Origin of the sequence: Halomonas piscis (assembly GCF_031886125.1) — a bacterium.
Taxonomy (GTDB): Bacteria; Pseudomonadota; Gammaproteobacteria; order Pseudomonadales; family Halomonadaceae; genus Vreelandella; species Vreelandella piscis.
Genome location: NZ_CP119391.1, coordinates 3,015,268 through 3,034,793, shown reverse-complemented (window position 1 = coordinate 3,034,793; position 19,526 = coordinate 3,015,268). Strand labels below are relative to the sequence as shown.

General features: G+C 64.7%; 15 protein-coding genes. 8 read left to right on the top strand and 7 right to left on the bottom strand.

Annotated elements, in window-relative coordinates; all coding sequences use genetic code 11:
- Nucleotides 1-42: 42 nt before the first annotated feature.
- The 6 genes from gcl to P1P91_RS14255 all read left to right on the top strand — a co-directional run bounded on the left by gcl (nt 43) and on the right by P1P91_RS14255 (nt 7,574).
- Entirely contained in the window at nt 43-1,827 is a 1,785-nt protein-coding gene (gene gcl, locus P1P91_RS14280; RefSeq protein ID WP_311883462.1) for a glyoxylate carboligase, read from the top strand.
- 98 nt (nt 1,828-1,925) lie between these two features.
- Nucleotides 1,926-2,702 carry a hydroxypyruvate isomerase gene (hyi, locus tag P1P91_RS14275; protein WP_311883461.1) on the top strand — a complete coding sequence of 259 codons (777 nt, stop codon included), beginning with the start codon at nt 1,926-1,928 and terminating at the stop codon, nt 2,700-2,702.
- Nucleotides 2,703-2,780: 78 nt separating this feature from the next.
- Nucleotides 2,781-3,668 carry a 2-hydroxy-3-oxopropionate reductase gene (locus tag P1P91_RS14270; protein WP_311883459.1) on the top strand — a complete coding sequence of 296 codons (888 nt, stop codon included), beginning with the start codon at nt 2,781-2,783 and terminating at the stop codon, nt 3,666-3,668.
- Between the two features lie 256 nt (nt 3,669-3,924).
- Complete coding sequence (gene pyk, locus P1P91_RS14265; RefSeq protein WP_311883457.1) at nt 3,925-5,400, top strand: pyruvate kinase; 1,476 nt, start codon at nt 3,925-3,927, stop codon at nt 5,398-5,400.
- A gap of 134 nt (nt 5,401-5,534) precedes the next feature.
- Nucleotides 5,535-6,257 (top strand): GntR family transcriptional regulator, encoded by a 723-nt coding sequence (locus P1P91_RS14260; protein WP_311883455.1) that lies wholly within the window; start codon nt 5,535-5,537, stop codon nt 6,255-6,257.
- 396 nt (nt 6,258-6,653) lie between these two features.
- The gene (locus P1P91_RS14255; RefSeq protein WP_311883453.1) at nt 6,654-7,574 is read left to right on the top strand and encodes a hypothetical protein; all 921 of its coding nucleotides are present in this window, start codon (nt 6,654-6,656) and stop codon (nt 7,572-7,574) included.
- 88 nt (nt 7,575-7,662) lie between these two features.
- Here the strand turns inward: P1P91_RS14255 and uraH are convergent, their stop codons facing one another.
- On the bottom strand, nt 7,663-8,082 hold the full coding sequence (gene uraH / locus P1P91_RS14250) for a hydroxyisourate hydrolase (RefSeq protein WP_311883451.1): 420 nt from the start codon (nt 8,080-8,082) through the stop codon (nt 7,663-7,665).
- A gap of 286 nt (nt 8,083-8,368) precedes the next feature.
- Here uraH and P1P91_RS14245 point away from each other — a divergent pair, with 286 nt between their 5' ends.
- Nucleotides 8,369-9,022: a peroxiredoxin gene (locus P1P91_RS14245; RefSeq protein WP_311883449.1), complete on the top strand. Its 654-nt coding sequence runs from the start codon at nt 8,369-8,371 to the stop codon at nt 9,020-9,022.
- Between the two features lie 416 nt (nt 9,023-9,438).
- On the opposite strand, the gene P1P91_RS14240 is transcribed toward P1P91_RS14245, so the two are convergent.
- The 5 genes from P1P91_RS14240 to cydD form a co-directional block, all read right to left on the bottom strand.
- Nucleotides 9,439-10,473 carry an IS110 family RNA-guided transposase gene (locus P1P91_RS14240; protein ID WP_311882018.1) on the bottom strand — a complete coding sequence of 345 codons (1,035 nt, stop codon included), beginning with the start codon at nt 10,471-10,473 and terminating at the stop codon, nt 9,439-9,441.
- A gap of 217 nt (nt 10,474-10,690) precedes the next feature.
- Complete coding sequence (locus P1P91_RS14235; RefSeq protein WP_311883447.1) at nt 10,691-11,689, bottom strand: cytochrome d ubiquinol oxidase subunit II; 999 nt, start codon at nt 11,687-11,689, stop codon at nt 10,691-10,693.
- Nucleotides 11,686-13,098, bottom strand: a complete 1,413-nt coding sequence (locus P1P91_RS14230) for a cytochrome ubiquinol oxidase subunit I (protein WP_311883445.1) — start codon at nt 13,096-13,098, stop codon at nt 11,686-11,688. The genes P1P91_RS14235 and P1P91_RS14230 overlap by 4 nt, the downstream gene beginning before the upstream one ends.
- 134 nt (nt 13,099-13,232) lie before the next feature.
- Nucleotides 13,233-14,978, bottom strand: coding sequence for a thiol reductant ABC exporter subunit CydC (gene cydC / locus P1P91_RS14225; protein WP_311883444.1), 1,746 nt, complete (start codon nt 14,976-14,978; stop codon nt 13,233-13,235).
- Nucleotides 14,971-16,644, bottom strand: coding sequence for a thiol reductant ABC exporter subunit CydD (gene cydD, locus P1P91_RS14220; protein WP_311883443.1), 1,674 nt, complete (start codon nt 16,642-16,644; stop codon nt 14,971-14,973). Before cydD ends, cydC begins: the two co-directional genes overlap by 8 nt.
- A gap of 203 nt (nt 16,645-16,847) precedes the next feature.
- Between cydD and hglS the strand changes: the two genes are divergently transcribed.
- A complete protein-coding gene (gene hglS / locus P1P91_RS14215; RefSeq protein ID WP_311883442.1) occupies nt 16,848-18,251 on the top strand; it encodes a 2-oxoadipate dioxygenase/decarboxylase HglS in 1,404 nt (467 codons plus the stop codon).
- A gap of 12 nt (nt 18,252-18,263) precedes the next feature.
- Here hglS and P1P91_RS14210 read toward each other — a convergent pair whose 3' ends face one another.
- Nucleotides 18,264-19,511: a D-amino acid dehydrogenase gene (locus P1P91_RS14210; RefSeq protein ID WP_311883440.1), complete on the bottom strand. Its 1,248-nt coding sequence runs from the start codon at nt 19,509-19,511 to the stop codon at nt 18,264-18,266.
- Between the last annotated feature and the right edge of the window lie 15 nt (nt 19,512-19,526).

Genomic DNA, 19,526 nt, shown 5'->3' with positions numbered 1-19,526 from the left:
CTGATCGAGGCAGCCGGGGTGTCTGACTGAGGAGAGATTCAAATGGCTAAGATGACTGCTGCTGAAGCCGCCATCCACGTGCTCAAGAAAGAGGGCGTGGACGTGACGTTCGGCCTGCCCGGTGCGGCGATCAACCCCTTTTATGCGGCCATGCGCAAGGTCGGCGGCGTGGATCACGTGCTGGCGCGCCACGTGGAGGGCGCCTCCCACATGGCCGAGGGCTACACCCGTACCGAAGCGGGCAATATCGGCGTGTGCCTGGGCACCTCGGGCCCGGCCGGTACCGACATGATCACCGGCCTTTACTCGGCCAGCGCCGACTCCATTCCGATCCTGTGCGTAACCGGCCAGGCGCCGGCGGCCAAGCTGCACAAGGAAGACTTCCAGGCGGTCGACATTCAGGCGATTGCCGAGCCGGTCACCAAGTGGGCCATCACGGTGCTGGAGCCGGCCCAGGTGCCGCGCGCCTTTCAGAAGGCCTTCCAGCTGATGCGCAGCTCGCGTCCGGGGCCGGTGCTGATCGATCTTCCCATCGACGTGCAGATGAGCGAAATCGAGTTCGACCCGGATACCTACGAGCCGCTGCCGGCGTACAAGCCGAGCGCCAGCCGGGCGCAGATCGAAAAAGCGCTGACCATGCTCAACGAGTCCGACAAGCCGTTGATCGTGGCCGGCGGCGGTATCATCAACGCCGACGCCAGCGATCTTCTGACCGAGTTTGCCGAAACGGCGGGGGTGCCGGTGATCCCCACGCTGATGGGCTGGGGCACGATTCCTGACGATCACGAGCTGATGGCCGGCATGGTCGGTCTGCAGACGCACCACCGCTACGGCAACGCCACCATGCTCGAGTCCGACTTCGTCATCGGCATCGGCAACCGCTGGGCCAACCGTCACACCGGTGACGTAGGGACCTACACCGAGGGCCGCAAGTTTGTCCACGTCGATATCGAGCCGTTCCAGATCGGCCGCATCTTCGGTCCGGACTACGGCATCGTCTCCGACGCCAAAGCCGCGCTCGAGCTGTTCGTCGAAGTGGCGAAAGAGTGGAAGGCCGAAGGCAAGCTGAAGGATCGCAGCGCCTGGGCGAAAGAGTGCTACGACCGCAAGCACGATACCGCCATGCTGCGCAAGACCGACTTCAAGGAAACCCCGGTCAAGCCCCAGCGCGTTTACCAGGAGATGAACAAGGCGTTCGGCAAGAATACCCGCTACGTTTCGTCCATCGGCCTTTCGCAGATCGCCGGGGCGCAGTTCCTGCACGTCTACAAGCCGCGCCACTGGATCAACTGCGGCCAGGCCGGCCCGCTGGGCTGGACCATTTCAGCCGCGCTGGGCGTGCGTCGCGCCGACCCGAAGACCGACATCGTGGCGCTGTCCGGCGACTATGACTTCCAGTTCATGATCGAAGAGCTGGCCGTGGGCGCGCAGTTCAACCTGCCGTACATCCACGTGCTGGTGAACAACTCCTACCTGGGCCTGATCCGCCAGTCCCAGCGCGGGTTCGACATGGACTACCAGGTTCAGCTGTCGTTTGAGAACATCAACTGCCCGGAAATCAACGGCTACGGCGTTGACCACGTCTCCGTGGTGGAAGGTCTGGGCTGTAAAGCCATCCGTGTCACCGATCCGGAAGAGATCGCTCCGGCTTTCGAAAAAGCCAAGAAGCTCAAGGAAGAGCACCAGGTGCCGGTGGTGGTAGAGGTGATTCTCGAGCGGGTCACCAATATCTCCATGAGCGGCAAGGACCTGAGCACCGTCAACGAGTTCGAGGCGCTGGCGGAAAACGAAACCGACGCGCCGAGCTCCATCGCTTCTCTGCGCTAGGCAGTGTGACGCCCCGGCACCGGCGGTTAGCGGTGCCGGGCCCTTTGACAGGCACGCCAAGCGCGTTGACCTACACGCAAACACACAGGGAGATTGATATGGCCAAATTTGCCGCTAATCTCAGCATGCTGTTCACCGAGGTGGATTTTCTCGACCGCTTCAAGGAGGCCGGCGACGCGGGCTTCAAGGGGGTGGAATACCTCTTCCCCTACGACTTCGACGCCTCCGAGATCAAAAAGCGCCTGGACGACAACGGCCTGGAGCAGGTGCTGTTCAACCTGCCGGCCGGCGACTGGGGCGGCGGCGAGCGCGGCATCGGCTGCCACCCGGACCGCGTCGACGAGTTTCGCGAAGGCGTGGACAAGGCCATCGAATACGCCAAGGTGCTGGGCAACACCCAGGTCAACTGCCTGGCGGGTATCCAGCCGGAAGGCGTCAGCGACGAGGAGGCGCGCAAGACGCTGGTCGACAACCTGCGCTTCGCCGCCGACAAGCTCAAGGCCGAAGGGATCCTGCTGATCGCCGAGCCGATCAACACCCGCGACATCCCGGGGTTCTTCCTCAACCGCACCGAGCAGGCGATCGCGCTGTTTGACGAGGTGGGCAGCGACAACCTCGAGCTGCAGTACGACATTTATCACATGCAGATCATGGAAGGCGATATCGCGCCGACCATCGAAAAGCATCTCGGACGCATCGCCCACGTGCAGCTGGCCGACAACCCGGGCCGCCACGAGCCCGGCACCGGCGAACTCAACTATCCTTTCCTGTTCGCCCACCTCGATGGCCTGGGCTACAGTGGCTGGATCGGTTGCGAATACAAGCCGAAGGCCGGCACCAAAGAAGGGCTTGGCTGGCTGAAAGACGCGCGCTAAGCCATAGACACAACGCAAGCCGTACGTGGCGCCTGGCTGCAGGTGACACGTCTTCAGTGCAAGTGACAGGAGATTACGATGAGCAAGATCGGTTTTATCGGACTGGGTATCATGGGCCGCCCGATGGCAGGCCATCTGCTGGACGCCGGCCACGACATCTACACCGTGCTGCACAACTCACCGCTGCCGTCCGACCTCAAGGAAAAGGGCGCCAACGTCGTCGACAATCCCAAGGCGGTCGCCGAGCAGTCCGAGATCATCATCACCATGGTGCCGGACACGCCGGACGTGGAAAAAGTCCTGTTCGGCGAGGACGGCGTGATCGAAGGCCTCCAGAAAGACACCCTGGTCATCGACATGAGCTCCATCGCGCCGATGCCCACTCAGGACTTCGCCAGGCGCATCAAGGAGGCCGGCGGTGACTACCTCGATGCTCCGGTGTCCGGCGGCGAAGGCGGGGCCATCAACGCCGCGCTGACCATCATGGTAGGCGGTAGCGAAGCGGCCTTTGAACGCGGCAAGCCGGTTCTCGACATCATGGGGGCTTCCATTACCCATATCGGGGAAAACGGCTCCGGTCAGACCTGTAAGGTCGCCAACCAGATCGTGGTGGCGCTGACCATCGAAGCCGTGTCCGAGGGCCTGCTGTTCGCCTCCAAGGCGGGTGCCGACGTGGCCAAGGTGCGCGAGTCGCTGCTCGGCGGGCTGGCGCAGTCGAAGATTCTGGACGTCCACGGCGAGCGCATGATCAACCGCACCTTCGATCCGGGCTTCAAGGTCAAGCTGCACCAGAAGGACCTCAACCTGGCGCTGGAAGGTGCGCGGACGCTGGACGTCTCCCTGCCGGGTACCGCCAACGCCCAGCAGCTGTTGCAGGCCTGCGCGGCCAACGGCGGCGCCGACTGGGACCACGCCGGCATGGTGCGCGCGCTGGAAATGCTGGCCAACCACGAAGTCGGCAAGTAATTTGCCGCTTGCGGCGCGCTGCCGTGCGCGCCGCGCCCCGAGTCAGGTGTCACCCCCGGGCAAAGAGGGTGGCACCTGCGGCCACCGCGCGAGCGGTGCCCCTTATCCGGCGTCAGGTCTCATCCCGCCTGTTGAACCACCTGGCGCCGGCTTTCCTCCCTTCCTCTTTGCCCCTGGCACACTCAAGCGTGACGGGTCGGTCAGCCCGCACCAACGTCAACGATTTTCGCGCCTCTCCGGCGCTGCCGAGGTTCGTATGAACAACAATATCTATGTTCCCATTCGCCGCACCAAGATTGTCGCTACGCTGGGACCCGCCAGCGACCGTGAGGGCGAGCTGGAACGTATGCTGCGCGCCGGCGTCGACGTCGTGCGCCTCAACTTCTCCCACGGCTCGGCGGACGATCACCGCCAGCGGCTGGCCCGGGTGCGCGAGATTGCCGACCGTATCGGCAAGAGCGTCGCTGCCCTTGCCGACCTGCAGGGGCCCAAGATCCGTATCGCCCGCTTCCAGGACGGCGAAGTCGAGCTTGACGAAGGCGCGCCCTTCATCCTCGACATGGAACTGGACAGCGACGCCGGCGACAGCACCCGGGTCGGCTGCGACTACAAGACCCTGGCCGATGACCTGGACGTTGGCGATCGCCTGCTGCTGGACGACGGCCGGCTGGTGCTCGACGTCGAGGCGGTCAAAGGTCGCGAAGTCCATGCCCGCGTGGTGGTCGGCGGTACGCTTTCCAACAACAAGGGCATCAACAAGCTGGGCGGCGGCCTGTCGGCGCCGGCGCTCACCGACAAGGACAGGGAAGACCTGCAAACCGCGCTGGACATCGGCGTGGACTACATGGCCGTCTCCTTCCCGCGGACCGCCGCCGACATGGAGGAAGCGCGCCGGCTGCTGGGCGAGAAAGGCAGGGCGATCGGCCTGGTCGCCAAGATCGAGCGCGCCGAGGCGGTGGCCGACGAGGCCACCCTGGACGGCATCATCAAGGCCTCCGAGGCGGTGATGGTCGCCCGGGGAGATCTGGGCGTGGAAATCGGCGACTCCCAGCTGATCGGCGTGCAAAAGCGCATCATCAAGCGCGCGCGCACGCTGAACCGCGCGGTGATCACCGCCACCCAGATGATGGAGTCGATGATCGAGTCGCCGCTGCCCACCCGGGCCGAGGTCTTCGACGTGGCCAACGCCGTGCTCGACGGCACCGATGCGGTGATGCTGTCCGCCGAGACCGCCGCCGGCGACTATCCGGTGGAAACCGTCGAGGCCATGGACCGGGTGTGCCTGGGTGCCGAGCGCGAACGCAGCACCCAGGAGTCCGGCCACCGTATCCACCAGGGCTTCACCCGCAGCGATGAAACCGTGGCGCTGTCGGCGATGTACGCTGCCAATCACCTGGAGGGCGTCTCGGCCATCGCCTGCATGACCTCGAGCGGCTATACCGCGCTGATTGCCTCGCGCATCCACTCAGGCCTGCCCATCGTGGGGCTGGCGCACAGCGCCATTGCCCAGCGGCGCATGGCGCTCTATCGCGGCGTGGTATCGCTGGCGTTTGATACCAGCCGCATGGAGGCCTCGGCGCTTCACGGCAATGCGCTGGCGCTGCTGGTCAAGGAAGGCCTTGCCCATGTTGGCGACCACGTCATCGTAACCCGAGGCGATCACATGAACGCCCACGGCGGCACCAACACCATGAAAGTGCTGCGCGTGACCGATGCCCACCGGCGAGACTGACCCGGTAGCTAGGCTTCAGCGCGAACCATTGCGGCAGAGCAGCGGGGCGGCCTTTTCAAGCCGCCGCTGTCTTTCTGCCGCCTTTCGGGGCTAAAATGCACCGTTTTGTGATGCACTCATGTGGAGAACGGTCGATGAACCCCGTCTGGCGTAAAACGCTGTCGCCGACTGCGCGGGAGCGCGGTCGCGTCAGCGATCAGGATATTGTGGACCACATTCGCGCAGCGGTGCTGATGCAGCGCCTGCCGCCGGATACCCGGCTGCCCGAAGTCACGCTGGGCGAGGTGTTTGGCGTCAGCCGCTCGGTGGTGCGCAAGGCGCTCACCCGGCTGGCCTCGGAGCACGTGCTGGACCAGCGCCCCAACCAGGTGGCGCGGGTGCGGGCGCCGACCATCGAGGAAACCCGGGACACCTTCGCCGCCCGGCGGCTGGTAGAAGGCGAAGCCGTGGCGCTCCAGGCGGGCAGGCTCGACGCCAAAGCGCTGGACGCGCTGAGCCATCACGTCGAGCAGGAAAGGCTGGCCTACGCCAAGGGTGACGAGCCGGCGCGCATCGAGCACTCGCTGAGCTTTCACCATCTGCTGGCAGAGCACGCGCCCAACCGCATCCTGGGCTCCATGCTCACCGACCTGATCGTGCGCACGTCCATCGTGATTGCGCTTTACAAGCGCCCAACGCTGAGCTCCTGCTATCTGGAAGGCGATCATCCCCGACTGCTGGACAGCTTGCAGCGCGGCGATGCCGAGGCGGCCAGGGCCGGCGTGGATCACCACCTATACAGCCTGGAGAATCTTCTGGAGCTCTGCCCCCGAGAGGCAGAAACCGATCTGATGGCCATCTTCGGCGCCCGTGGCTAGCGCCGTCCGGCTCAGCCCGGCCGCTTCCGGCGGCGTACGGCGCCCGAGAGGGCGCCGTTTTTTGTGGGTGGCCGTCCCTCTGGCGCTGGTAAAGAGGCGGCCGAGCACCGCCACTGTGTGCTGGGATAAAGCATAAAGAGCGACAACATTTTGGAGAAACTGTTGTCGATTCGAAGCGTTTTGTGTAGGTTGTTATTGTATACAATAGGTGTTCGGTACATGGCCGGCGCCTTGTTCGGCTGGCGCTCCGTCATTGCCGGCCGGACGTACCGCAAGCTGACTGCAGCCCCGACAACAAAGCGCCAAGGCGCAACAACGCGGTGGGCAGTTGGAGCAACATCCGGCGCCAAAGCGCCGGGCACAACTCTTACAATAAAACCAAAGGGTATTTGACTGATGTTTAGCACCAAACACTCCGTGGCCGCTCTGGTGGGCGCCACGACGCTGGCGGCGTGCGCTTTCACCCAGGCCCAGGCAGCTACCTGGAGCGACTCTTTCATCGGTTATCGCTACGGCACCGACTTCACCGAGCCGGGGCCCGGTCCTCAGAAAGACGGGGACAAGCACATCGAAAAGCATATTCTTCAGTTCAACTACGTTGGCGGCCATTCGCTGGGCCAGCACCTGTTCAACCTCGATCTGCTGCAGTCGGACAGCAACGACCCGACAAGCGGCGGCGATACCGGCGCGACCGAAGCCTACGTGATGTATCGCAACCAGCTGCACTACGGCAAGCTGTTTGGCGATGAGCTGGCGTTCGGGCCGGTCAAGGACGTGGCGCTGACCGGCGGGGTGGACCTCAACACCAAGAACACCGAGTTTGCGCCGCGCAAGCGACAGCTGCTGGCGGGGCCGACGCTCAAGTTCGACGTGCCGGAAGGCTTTCTCGACCTGAGCTTTTTCTACTCCCACGAGTGGAACCACGCCAACTTCATCGGCCCCCGTGAGTTTGACGACTACTACCAGGTCAACCTGGCGTGGGGACTGCCCTTCGAGGCCGGCGCCGTGCCGATGAAGTTCCAGGGCTTTTTCAACTACAACGGCGCCAAGGGCAAGGGCGGCGGCAGTGAGCACACCAAGCCCGAGCGCCTTTCGCGCCCGTCGCTGATGATGGACGTCGGCAAGCTTGCCTGGGGCGAGGAGAACCGCCTCTGGGCCGGCGTGGGCTACGAGTTCTGGCGCAACAAGTTCGGCAACAAGGGCGTGGACACCGATGCGCCACGTTCAACCTCGAATGGCACCTGTAAGCAAACGCTGACCCTGTCAGAGGCAGCGCTGCACAGCCAGGCTCGCCCGGTCTGCCGGTCAACGTCTTGAAAAAAACTGCCCCCGTTGCCTTGTGGCAGCGGGGGCAGTCTCGTTTGGGGCGCTGTAGCGGACGCTCATGGCGTCGGCGGCGATACGCTTAGTTGCCGCGGTAGGTGGAGTAGCCGTAGGGGCTCAGCAGCAGCGGAATATGGTAGTGGTCCAGCTCGCCGTCGATGGCGAAGACAACCGGCACCTCGGGAAAGAAAGTCTCGGTGTCGTGGCTTTCGAACCATTCGCCGGTATCGAACGTTACCCGATAGACGCCGTTCTCAAGTTCGGTATCTGCGGGGTAGAGCGCGTTGATGCGGCCGTTGTCGCCGGTGACGGCGCTGTTGATCTCTTCCCACTGGCCGTCGTCGTGACGCTGCTCGAGGGTGACGTTGACGTCCGGCGAGGGCAGGCCGTTTTCGATGTTGAGTACGTGCACGCTCATGGGGTTGTCGGCGGCCATGCTGGCACCGGCGATGGTGCCCATCAGGCCGCCGGTAGCCAGGGCGGTAGTCAGCGCTGTTTTCATTAGAGGCTCCTTGGGTTGTCCAGATATTGTGCAAATACGATGTTGTGTACAATTATAGTTTTATAGCACTGCTCCCCGGGCGTCAAGAAAAAGCTGTGTATCGGCGCCGGGCAGCGGAGCAAGAACGGGCAGGGTGAGGTAAGAGCAGTTAAAACCGTAATTAAGTAATAAGAATTATGTATCTGATGCCATTTGTATATAAATCGCTGCCGAGGCTATGATAGCTCTGTGTGAATCAGGCTGCGCCCAACGCGGGCGCCGGAAATGCAACTCTCAGGAGTCAACGATGTCGCTACGTATCAATGAGACCGTCCCCGATTTCGAAGCCGATACCAGCCAGGGCAGCATCAGCTTCCACGACTGGATCGGCGACAGCTGGGCGATTCTGTTTTCCCACCCGAAGGACTTTACGCCGGTGTGCACCACCGAGTTCGGCGCCGTGGCCACGCTGAATGACGAGTGGCAAAAGCGCGGCACCAAGGTGATCGGCGTCTCCGTTGACGGCGTGGAGGATCACCAGGGCTGGGCCAGGGACATCGAGTCCTACGCCGGCTGCGCCGTGGGCTTTCCGATCATTGCCGACGAAGATCTCAAGGTCTCCAAGCTGTTCGACATGCTGCCGGCGGAAGCCTACCTGCCGGACGGTCGCACGCCGGCGGACAGCGCCACGGTGCGCTCGGTGTTCATTATCGGCCCGGACAAGCAGCTCAAGCTTTCCATGACCTATCCGATGAACGTCGGGCGTAACTTCAGCGAGATCCTGCGCGCGCTGGATGCTCTGCAGACCGCCGCCGGCCACGGCGTTGCCACGCCGGCCGACTGGACCGTCGGCGAAGACGTGATCATTCCGCCGAGCGTCTCCGACGACGATGCCCGGGCCAAATTTGGCGAGTTCGAGGCGCCGCTGACCTACGTACGCAAGGCCCAGCTGCCGAAATAATCGCCGCAGCACAAGAAAGCTTCTTCGCCGACTTTGACGGATAGGAGTACCGCCATATCCTGGTATAAACGCCATGTTTGCAAGCGCTGGCACCGAAGCATCCTGACAGGGTGGGAGCGCAATAAATTGCGCTTATATGGACCCGTCCTGTTGTGCAAGCCAGAAGCAACAACGCATAAGAGTGAGGACTGCACGCTTATATCCGGCCTATTGATGGCACTTGCCGTGCCTGGCCCTGATGGAATACGCGCTCTCTGCTCTGATCTCCCACTCGGCCTCGTGATGGGCCTGCGCACTTTACAGAGTGACAGAAAGCCGGTCTGACCCGTTATGCCATCGAAGCATCTCGCCTGCGCAACCTCGGGGTTGGGTAACTTATCGCATGCTAAGCTATATTCCCTGTTTGTTCGGTATCATCAAGCGGCCTCCTGCGGCTGATAGCGCCGTTCATGGGCCAATAGCGACCAGCAAATCCGCGCCATCTTGTTCGCCAGGGCCACAATGGCCTTGCGTTGCCCAAGACGCGCCGCTAACGAGCAGGCCCAACGGGACAGCCGGTCGGGATGTTCCTGACGTTGGAACTGGCGTAATGCCGCGCGGGCACCGTGCACCAACTGCTTTCGAACCTCGCCATTGCCGCGTTTGGTGATCCCCATCAACTGGTTGCGACCCCCGCTGGAATGCTGGCGTGGCACTAGCCCCAACGAGGCGCTGAACTGACGTCCGTTGGGGAATCGCGCCGGATCGCCCAGATGGCTGAACAACAGCGTCGCATTGATCGGGCCGATGCCGGGCAGACTCATCAGCCGCTGCATGTCATCTGATGCCCTGGCCAGACGCTGCAGACGCTTGTCATAGCGCGCGATCCGGGCATCGTTCTCGAGCCATTGATCGAGCAGGTCGTTCAGCAGGGTGTAGAGTTCTTCCCCCAGCCGCGCCCGTTGCTCGTCCAGCCGCTCACGAATAACGCCCTGGCGTATCACCGCGTGCCCCTGCGACACGATTAGACCAAACTCGCCCAGCAGGCCGCGCAGCTCGTTGCCGACGGCGGTGCGTTCGCGCACTAACCGACTGCGTACTCGGTGCACTGCTTGCAGGGACTGTTGTGCTTCCGTCTTGATCGTCACTCGAGGCGTGGCCGGGCGCGCCGCAGCCTCGGCGATAGCCGCGGCATCGCGCGCATCGTTCTTGTGGCCCAGCACGAAGGGCTTGACCGCCTGCGGTGGCAGTAGCTCGGCCTCATGGCCCAGCGTGCCAATGTCTCTCGCCCAGTAATGAGCGGAGCCGCACGCTTCCATGGCGACGTGGCAAGGCGGAATTTGGGCCAGCGTCAAGCGTAACTTCTCTCGCCGGACTTGCTTGCTGAATACTTTGTGACCGTGCGCATCCACGGCATGCAGTTGAAAAACGTGTTTCGCCAGGTCAATGCCTATAATGCTAATCTGTTTCATGGATGGATCCTCCTTCACCGATGCCGTCAGTGTTCTGTGCACTGCTGGCTAGATGTTATATCCAGCTTGGCACAGAAGGACGGGTCCATCCCATTTCCCACCACACTTGGTCGGGAAGTTGCGCCTGCATTCCCGCTAATAAAGTGCGATGAGCCACAAAAAAAACCGCCCGCTGAGAAAGCGGGCGGTTTTTTATGCCTTGATAATGGTTGCCGGCTTAATGATAGCCGTCATCCGCCTTTACCTTGCCGCGGAACACCCAGTACGTCCAGGTGGTGTAGGCCAGGACAACGGGAATGACAAACACCGTGCCGATGAGCAAAAAGACCTGGGATTCCGGCGCCGAGGCGGCGTCCCAGACGGTGTAGTCCGGCGGGACGATGACCGGCCATTTGCTGGCAATCATGCCCAGATAGGTGAAGATGAAAAGTCCCAGCGCCATGATGAAGGGGCGTCCCTCCTCGCGCTGCTTCACCGCACGATAAAGGGCGGCGGCGCAGACCATGGCGAGAATCGGGAATACCCAGATCAGGTGAATATGGCTGAGCCAGCGCTCGCGCACGTCGACGCTGACCAGCGGCGTCCACAGGCTGATGATGGCAAACACGCCGAGTACGGCCCAAAGCAGCCGCGGGGTAATGGCGTAGGCCCAGTCCTGGGTATGCCCTTCAGACTTGAGGATCAGCCAGGTAGCGCCGAGCAGCGCATAGCCGGCCATTAGCCCCAGACCGGTAATCACGGTAAACGGCGTCAGCCAGTCGAAGGCGCCGCCGACAAAGATCTTGTCTTCGACCGGGAAGCCCTGGATATAGGCGCCAACCACCGCGCCCTGGGCGAAAGTGGCCACCACGGAGCCCCAGCAGAAGGCGCGGTTCCACCAGTGGCGATTCTTTCTGGACTTGAAGCGGAATTCAAAGGATATACCGCGAAATATCAGCCCCGCCAGCATCAGGAATACGCCGATGTAAAGCGCCGGGAGAAATACCGAGTAGGCCAGCGGAAAGGCACCGAGCAGGCCGGCTCCGCCCAGCACCAGCCAGGTTTCGTTGCCGTCCCACACCGGAGCTACCGAGTTCATCATCACGTCCCGAGACGTTTCATCCGGGGCAAAGGGATAGAGAATCCCCAGGCCCAGGTCAAAGCCGTCCATGAGGACATACATGATAACGCCAAAGCCGATAATGCCGGCCCATACCAGGGTAATATCCAGATTCATGACTTGGCTCCCTGCAGGTCGTGGTCGTCAAAGGGCGTATGCGCGGCGGAAAACGGACGCTTGGCGCTTCCCATGCCGTCGTCGACTTCGTCGGGGTCGGGCAGCATGCCGTTTTTCACCACGCGGGTCAGATAGTAAATACCCACCAAAAATACGACGGCGTATACCGCCATGTAGCCGATCAGGCTGAACAGCGCCATGGCGCCGGTCAGCGATGGCGTCAGCCCCTCGGCGTGGGTCATCACGCCTTGCACCAGCCAGGGCGCGCGGCCGGACTCGGTGACCACCCAGCCGGCAAGCACCGCCACGAAGGGCGCGCCGATCATGCCTACCAGGGTCTTCAGGTAGAGCGGCTGGCTATAGACGCGCCCGCCCCGGCGCAGAACAAGGCCGGCCAGCGCCACGGCGATCATCGCCAGGCCCAGTCCCACCATGATGCGGAACGACCAGAAGACGATGAATACCGGCGGCTGCTCATCAGCCGGTGCTTCCTTAAGCCCCGGTACCGTGCCGTCGAGGTCGTGGGTCAAGATCAGGCTCGCGAGACGGGGGATCGACACTTCCCAATGGTTGGTCTGGGCGTCCCCGTCGGGCAGGGCAAAGAGCAAAAGCGGCACGCCCGAGTCGGTTTCCCAGTTGGCTTCCATGGCCGCTACCTTGGTTGGCTGATGCTCCAGGGTGTTGAGGCCGTGGAAGTCGCCCACCACCGCCTGGGCCGGCGTCAGGATCAAGAGCAGCCACAGGCACATGGAGAGTGCCTTCTTGTTGGCGGGAACGTCGCGCTTGCGCAGCAGAAACCAAGCGCTGACGCCGGCCACCACAAAGCCTCCGGTCAAAAACGACGCCATGACCATGTGGGCAAAGCGGTAACGGAAGGAGGGGTTGAAGATGGCATCAGTCCAGGAGGTGATGTGAAAGCGGCCGTCGACCAGCTCGTAGCCCACCGGTGTCTGCATCCAGCTGTTGGCGGAGAGGATCCAGAACGCAGAAATGAACGTTCCCAGCGCCACCATCAGCGCGGCAAACAGGTGCGCGCCTTCGGGTACCTTGTGACGGCCAAACAGCAGCACGCCGAGAAAGCCGGCCTCGAGGAAAAACGCCGTCAGCACTTCGTAGCTCAGCACCGGGCCCATAAAGTTGGACGTGGCCTGGGCGAAGTTGCTCCAGTTGGTACCGAACTGGAACGACATGACGATGCCCGACACCACGCCCATGCCGAACACCACGGCAAAGACCTTGGTCCAGAACAGCGCCAGGCGATCCCAGGCGGGGTTTTTGGTTTTGTAGAACAGGCCGTGCAGCAGGGCGATGTAGGATGCCAGACCGATGGTGAACACCGGAAAAATGGCGTGAAACAGCACCACGAAAGCAAACTGCAGCCTGGAGAGCAGAAGCGGATCCAGCTCCATGATGACCTCCGGGATAAAATGGGCGTACCAAAAAGCCGGCAAATGTGCCGTTAACCTTCCTTCATAGCGAGATTAGCGCTTTTTGAAGCGGTTTAGCACTCATCTATCGTCTATGAGCTATGCCCAATATCCTATTACTGAGCGCTGCCTCCAGGGCCATGGTGTATTGTCGCAGCGCGCTGCGGGCGGCCGCTGGCCAGCGATATTGTCTGCTGAATACCCGGTAGCGAGGCCTCGCCATCGGCCTTGTGTACCAGATAAACCACGCTGCGCTCGGCAAGCCAGGCGTCAAGCGCGCTGCCCAGCGCGCGGGCCGTGGCTCGGTCGACGCCGGCGAAGGGTTCGTCGAGTACCACCAGCGCCGGATCGCATAAAAAAAGCCGCGCCAGCGCCACCCGGCGCGCCTGGCCGCCGGAAATCCGCCGGCCGCCTTCGCCTACCCGAGTCTGCAGCCCCTGGGGTAGCGCCTGGGCCCAATCGGCAAGCGACACCTGCCCCAGCGCCTGCCAGAGCGCTTCGTCATCCGCCTTCGGGTCGGCCAGGCGCAGGTTGGCGGCAAGGCTGTCGTCGAGCAGCTCGGTCTGCTGGGTCAGCACTGCGACCCGGCGGCGCAGCTCGGCCTCGGGCCAGGCGTCGAGCGCTATACCGCCAAGGGTGATACGCCCCGCGGACGGCGCCAGCTGGCGGCCGAGCAGGGCGGTGAGGGTGGACTTGCCTGACCCCGAGGCGCCCTCGACGGCCAGCCGCGCCCCCGGCGCGAGGCGCAGCGAGAGATCTTCCAGCGCCGGCTGAAGCGCGCCCGGATAGCGTACGCCAACGCGGTCGAGGCGTAGCGTCAGCGCGTTCGTGGCAGGCACTTCAGCGGCCTCCGATACGGCGGCAGGCGTCGGGCCAGCCATCTCGTTGAGCCGCTCGGCCGCGCCCCGGGTGGCGCCCAGCCAGGTAAAGGCCGCCGGCAGCGCGCCGAAGGCCTCGCCCATGGCCAGCACTGCCATGGGCAGCATCACCGCTACCGCCCCGCTGATGCTCCCGGCCTCGAAGGCCCCGGCAGCAAGCCACAGGGTGACGGCGACGGCGGTGCCGGTCAGCCACACCTGCAGCGCGTTACCCAGCGCCACCCGGCGGCCGAGCCGGCGCTGGCTTTCGTGCAGGCGGGCTTCCAGCCGTTCGAGCCGCCGCAGGCGTCGGGGCAAGGTGGCGTAGGCTTCAAGCTCCGCCAGCCCCTGGAGGGTTTCCATGACGCCGCCGCGCAGGGCCTCGAGCTCGTCCACGTGGCGCCGGCTGGCGGCCATGCCCAGCCGCGCCTGGCCCAGGGTAAACCACAGCCAGCCGGCCAGCAGGGTGGCGCCGAGCACCGCGCCGGCCAGGGGCACGAAATACGCCACGCCGGCGCTGAGCAGGGCGCCGACCGCCAGCGCCACGGCGGGCGGCGCCAGCAGCCGCAGGTAGAGGCTGTCCAGAGTGTCGATGTCCGCGGTCAGGCGGTTGAGCCAGTCGCTGGCCCGGCGGCCGGCGAGCGTTCGGCTGTCTTGCCCGGCCAGGGTGGCAAACAGCCGGGTACGCAGGTCGGCAAGCAGGCGCAGCACCGTATCGTGGTTGTACAGCCGTTCCAGGTAGCGGCTCGCCGTGCGGGTGACGGCAAACAGGCGGATGAGGCCGCCGGGCACGTAAACGTCCAGGGTGGCCGCCACCCCGGCGGCGAACAAAAGGCCGGTAAGCCCGGTGGCGGTGATGAACCAGCCCGACACCGCAAACAGCCCCAGCGCCGAAAAAAGCGTCAGCGCCATGAGCAGCCCGCCCAGCCACAGCCGGCGGCGACGCCGGGCAAGTACGCCGAGCCAGGGGCGCAGGGTGCGCACAAGAGAGTCGGGGTCAGCCATGGGGCACCTCCTCGAGCCGGCCCTGATCCAGCTGCCAGCGGCGGTCGGCCAGGGCGATCAGGGCCGGATGGTGGGTAGAGATGATCAGGGTGCGCCCGGCGGCCTGGAGTACTTCAAGGGCGCTCATGATCGCCTGCTCGCTTTGGGCGTCGAGGCTGGCCGTGGGCTCGTCGAGCAGCACCAGCGGCGCGGCCGAGAGAAACACCCGGGCCAGCGCCAGCCGCTGGGCCTGGCCGCCGGAAAGCCCCGCGCCGCGCTCGCCCACGGGCGTTTCCAGCCCCCGGGGCAGGCCTGCGAGCAGCTCGCCCAGGTGCGCGCTTTCCAGCGCTCGGGCGAGAGCGGCGTCGTCGGCCTCGGGGTCGGCGAGGCGCAAATTGTCGGCAAGGGTGCCGTGAACCAGCAGCGGGCGCTGGTCCATCCACGCAAAGCGCAGATCCGGCGCGCGCCGGCGGGCGCCGTCCTTGTCGGGGGCAACGAACCCCGCCGCCAGCTGCAAAAGCGTGGACTTTCCGCTACCCGACGCGCCGGTGACCACGATGGTTTCACCCCGCCCGACCGTCACCGTGACTGGCCCCAGCACCGTGCCGCGGCCCGGATGGACGACGCTTGCCCGATCGAGCGCGAGCAGGGCGTTGTCGCTTGCGGGAGAGGGCGAGGCGTCATCGCCGCGGCGCGTGGCCGGCACCGGCTGGTCGAGAAGCTCGGCAATGTGCTCCGCCGCGCCCAGGGCGGCGGCGCGGTCGTGGTAGTGCTGGGCAAGGCTTCGCAGCGGCTGGAAGAACTCGGGGGCGAGCAGCAGGATTAAAAGCCCGCTGAACAGCGTCAGCTCGTCGGCGGGGCCGTAGCGGATATAGCCCAGCAGCCCGAAGCCTACGTAGATGGCCACCACGGCAATGGCCACCGAGGCAAAAAACTCCAGCACCGCCGAGGAGAGAAACGCCAGCCGCAAAGTGCGCATGCTGCGCACGCGGTAGCCGTCGGCCGCGGCGTGAACGCTTTGGGTGGCGCGCTCGGTCTGGCCGAAAAGTCGCAGCGTGGTGAGGCTGCGCACGCGGTCGATGAAGTGACCGGACAGCCGCGAGACGGCGGCGAACTGCTCGCGATTGAGCCGCTCGGCCCCCATGCCCACCAGCGCCATGAACAGCGGAATCAAGGGTGCCGCCAGCAGCAGAAATAGGGCCGCCAGCCAGTCGAAGTAGAGCGTGATGCCGAGCACCGTGAGCGGCACCGCCACGGCGAGCACCAGCTGCACGCGAAAGCGCGAAAAGTAGCCGTCCAGCGCCTCGACCTGCTCGACCGCCTGATAGGCAAGCGACGCGGTGTGGTGCCCGGCCACCTGCACCGGCCCCAGCCGCGCCAGGTGGTCCAGCAGCCGGCGCCGCAGGCGCTTGCGCACCGCCAAAGAGGCGTCCTGGGCCAGGGTCTCCCGGGCGTAGCCGAGCAGGCCGCGCAGGGGCAGCGCTGAAAGCCAGAGAATAAAAGGCAGCGTCAGGCGGTCAAGCGAGCGGTGATCGACCAGCAGGGCGCTGGCGACCCAGGCAAAGAGCCCCGCCTGAAAGACGATCAGGACACCTTCCAACAGGCCGCAGGCCGCGGCCAGGGACAGGCGTCGGCGCTGGGTGGCGGCGAGATCGGTGAGTAGCCGGGTGGCGGTAAGCGCGGGCATGGAGGCTCCTTGGCAGCACGGGCAACCAGCTTAAGCCCTGCGCCGGCGTTTGCCAACGTGGCGTGCCGCTGGCGTTGGCCTTTGTCTTTCCGGCGCTCCCGCTGGCGCCTTTATGGAGAAAAGCGGGCCAATTGTGGTACACGTCGCGGCCAAAGGGCGGTTATGGTGTGAACACACGCTGCTGCTTGGCAAGGAGTCACTCCATGAGTCAGTGGATAAGTCCCGATCAGATACGCGCGCGCTTTGCCCGAGCGATGTCCGAGATGTATCGCAAGGAAGTGCCCCAGTACGGGGCGCTGGTCGAGCTGGTGGAGGCGGTCAACCGCGAAACCCTCGCCGCCGACGCCGGGCTTGCCGCCCGCCTGGCCTCCGCCGACGGGGTGCGCCGGCTGGGCGTTGAGCGCCACGGTGCCATCCGCGTGGGCACGCCGGCCGAGCTTGCCATGCTGCGCCGCCTGTTCGCGGTCATGGGCATGTTTCCGGTGGGCTACTATGACCTTTCTCCGGCCGGCGTGCCGGTACATTCCACGGCGTTTCGCCCGGTCGCGGACGACGCCCTCCAGGAAAACCCGTTTCGCGTGTTTACCTCGCTGCTGCGACCCGAGCTGATTGCCTCGGACGACCTGCGCCAACGGGCGCTGGCGCTGCTCGACGCCCGGGACATCTTTACCCCCGGGGTGAAAACGCTGATCGAGCGCAGCGAGGCCCAGGGCGGGCTCGACGAAGGCGACGCCAGAGCGTTCGTCAACGAAGCGCTGGAAACGTTTCGCTGGCACAGCGACGCCACCGTGGACAGGCCGACCTATGAGGCGCTCAGCGCCGAGCACCGGCTGATTGCCGACGTGGTGTGCTTTCGCGGCCCGCACATCAACCACCTGACGCCGCGCACCCTGGACATCGACGAAGTCCAGCGGCGCATGCCCGAGTACGGCATCGAACCCAAGGCAATCATCGAAGGACCGCCGTACCGGCGCGCTCCGCTGCTGCTGCGCCAGACCAGCTTCAAGGCGCTCGACGAGCCGGTGCGCTTTGTCGGTGATGACCCGGGCTCGCACACCGCCCGGTTCGGCGAGATCGAGCAGCGCGGCGTGGCGCTGACGGTCAAGGGACGCGCGCTGTACGATCGCCTGCTGGCCAGCGTCAGCCAGCAGGCGCCGGCTGCGGACAACGCCACCCACCAGGCGCGGCTGACCGAGGCCTTTGCCGAGTTTCCCGATAACGAGGCTGCGCTGCGCCGGCAGGGGCTGGCGTTTTTCCACTACTGGCCGGCCAGCGACCTCAGGAACTCTCGGCAGCTGCCGGCTGATGCGCTGCGTGTGGATAACGCCGAGGCGCTGGTGGAGCGCGGCGCGCTGGTGGCAACGCCGATGGTGTACGAGGATTTTCTACCCGTGAGCGCCGCGGGCATTTTCCAGTCGAACCTGTCCGATGACCGGTCGTCCTCGGGAAGCGAAGAACAGAGTCGGAATGAGGGGCAGCCGGACGGCTCGAGCCAGGCGCGGTTCGAAGCGGCGCTGGGGGCCGAGGTGATCGACGAGGTCGCGCTCTACGCCAGGCGCGAGCGCGATTCCCTGGAGGCGGCCCTGAAGGCGCTGAAAAGCCGCTGAGAGGCGGATCCCCTAGCGAGGCCGGGCCGGCTGGCCGATCTTCGAGGAGGCGTCGGTGACGGTATCGGCCAGCATTTCGGCGGTAATGGCGGAAAGCGTCCAGCCCAGGTGGCCATGGCCGGTATTGTAAAACACCGGCGGCCGCTTGCCTTGCCCAACGTGGGGCATCATGTCGGGCATCATCGGGCGCAGCCCGGCCCAGGGCACCACTCGGCGAGTGCTGACGCCGGGAAAGCACGTTTCCACCCAGCGGATCAGCGGGCGAATGCGCTCGTCGCGGATGTCCTTGTTGAAGCCGGAGAACTCGGCAGTGCCGGCAACGCGAAAGCGGCTGTCTCCCAGGCGGCTGGCCACCAGTTTGGTTTCGTCGTCCAGCAGGCTCAGCGTGGGCGCGGCGTCCCGGGAAGCCTGATCATCAAGCTCCACGGTGATGGAGTAGCCCTTGACCGGATAGACGTTGACGCGATCGCCAAGCCTGGAGGCCAGGGCGCGGCTGGCGGTACCGGCGCAGATTACCAGGCCATCGAAGGTTTGGCGAACCGGCGCGTCGTCGGCGCTTGAGGTGACCCAGGCGCCCTCGCGGTCGGCGCCAAGGTCCTCGACGCGGTAGCCGTAGTGAATATGGCCGCCGTGGCGCTCCACGGCCCGGGCAAGCCCCTGGGTAAAGAGATGAATATCGCCGGTGGCGTCGCTTTCTGTGTAAAAACCGCCGTAATATTCGCCGGCCAGGGTCGGCTCCAGCTCGCGCATTTCGTTCGGCGTCACCGCGCGGCGCTCCAGCCCGCCCCGAGCCAGCAGCTGCGAGACCCTGGCGGCGTGGTCAAAGCCGGCCTTGTGGCGATAAATATGCAGGATGCCCTTGTGCTTGAGGTCAAAGTCGATGTTTTCGTCTCCCGCCCACCGGAACAGGTGCTCGCGCGCGGCAATGGCCAGCCGCGCGGTTTCGGTGGTGTTGTCGCCGTAGCGCGGAATGGCGCGCATGAACTCGGCAAACCAGCTGAGCTTGTGCCAGCTGGGGCGCGGATTGACCAGCAGCGGCGCGTCCCGGCGAAGCATCCAGCCAAGCCCCTGGACGATAGTAGGCCAGTGGTTCCAGACCTCGGCGTTGGAGGCCGATAGCTGGCCGCCGTTGGCAAACGAGGTTTCCATGGCAGCGTAGCGGTTCTGTTCGAAAAGGCTGACGTCAAAACCGCGCTTTAACAGACTATAGGCGGTGGTAATGCCGGTGATGCCGCCGCCGATAACAGCAATATGGCGCATGGTGTGCTCCCGAAG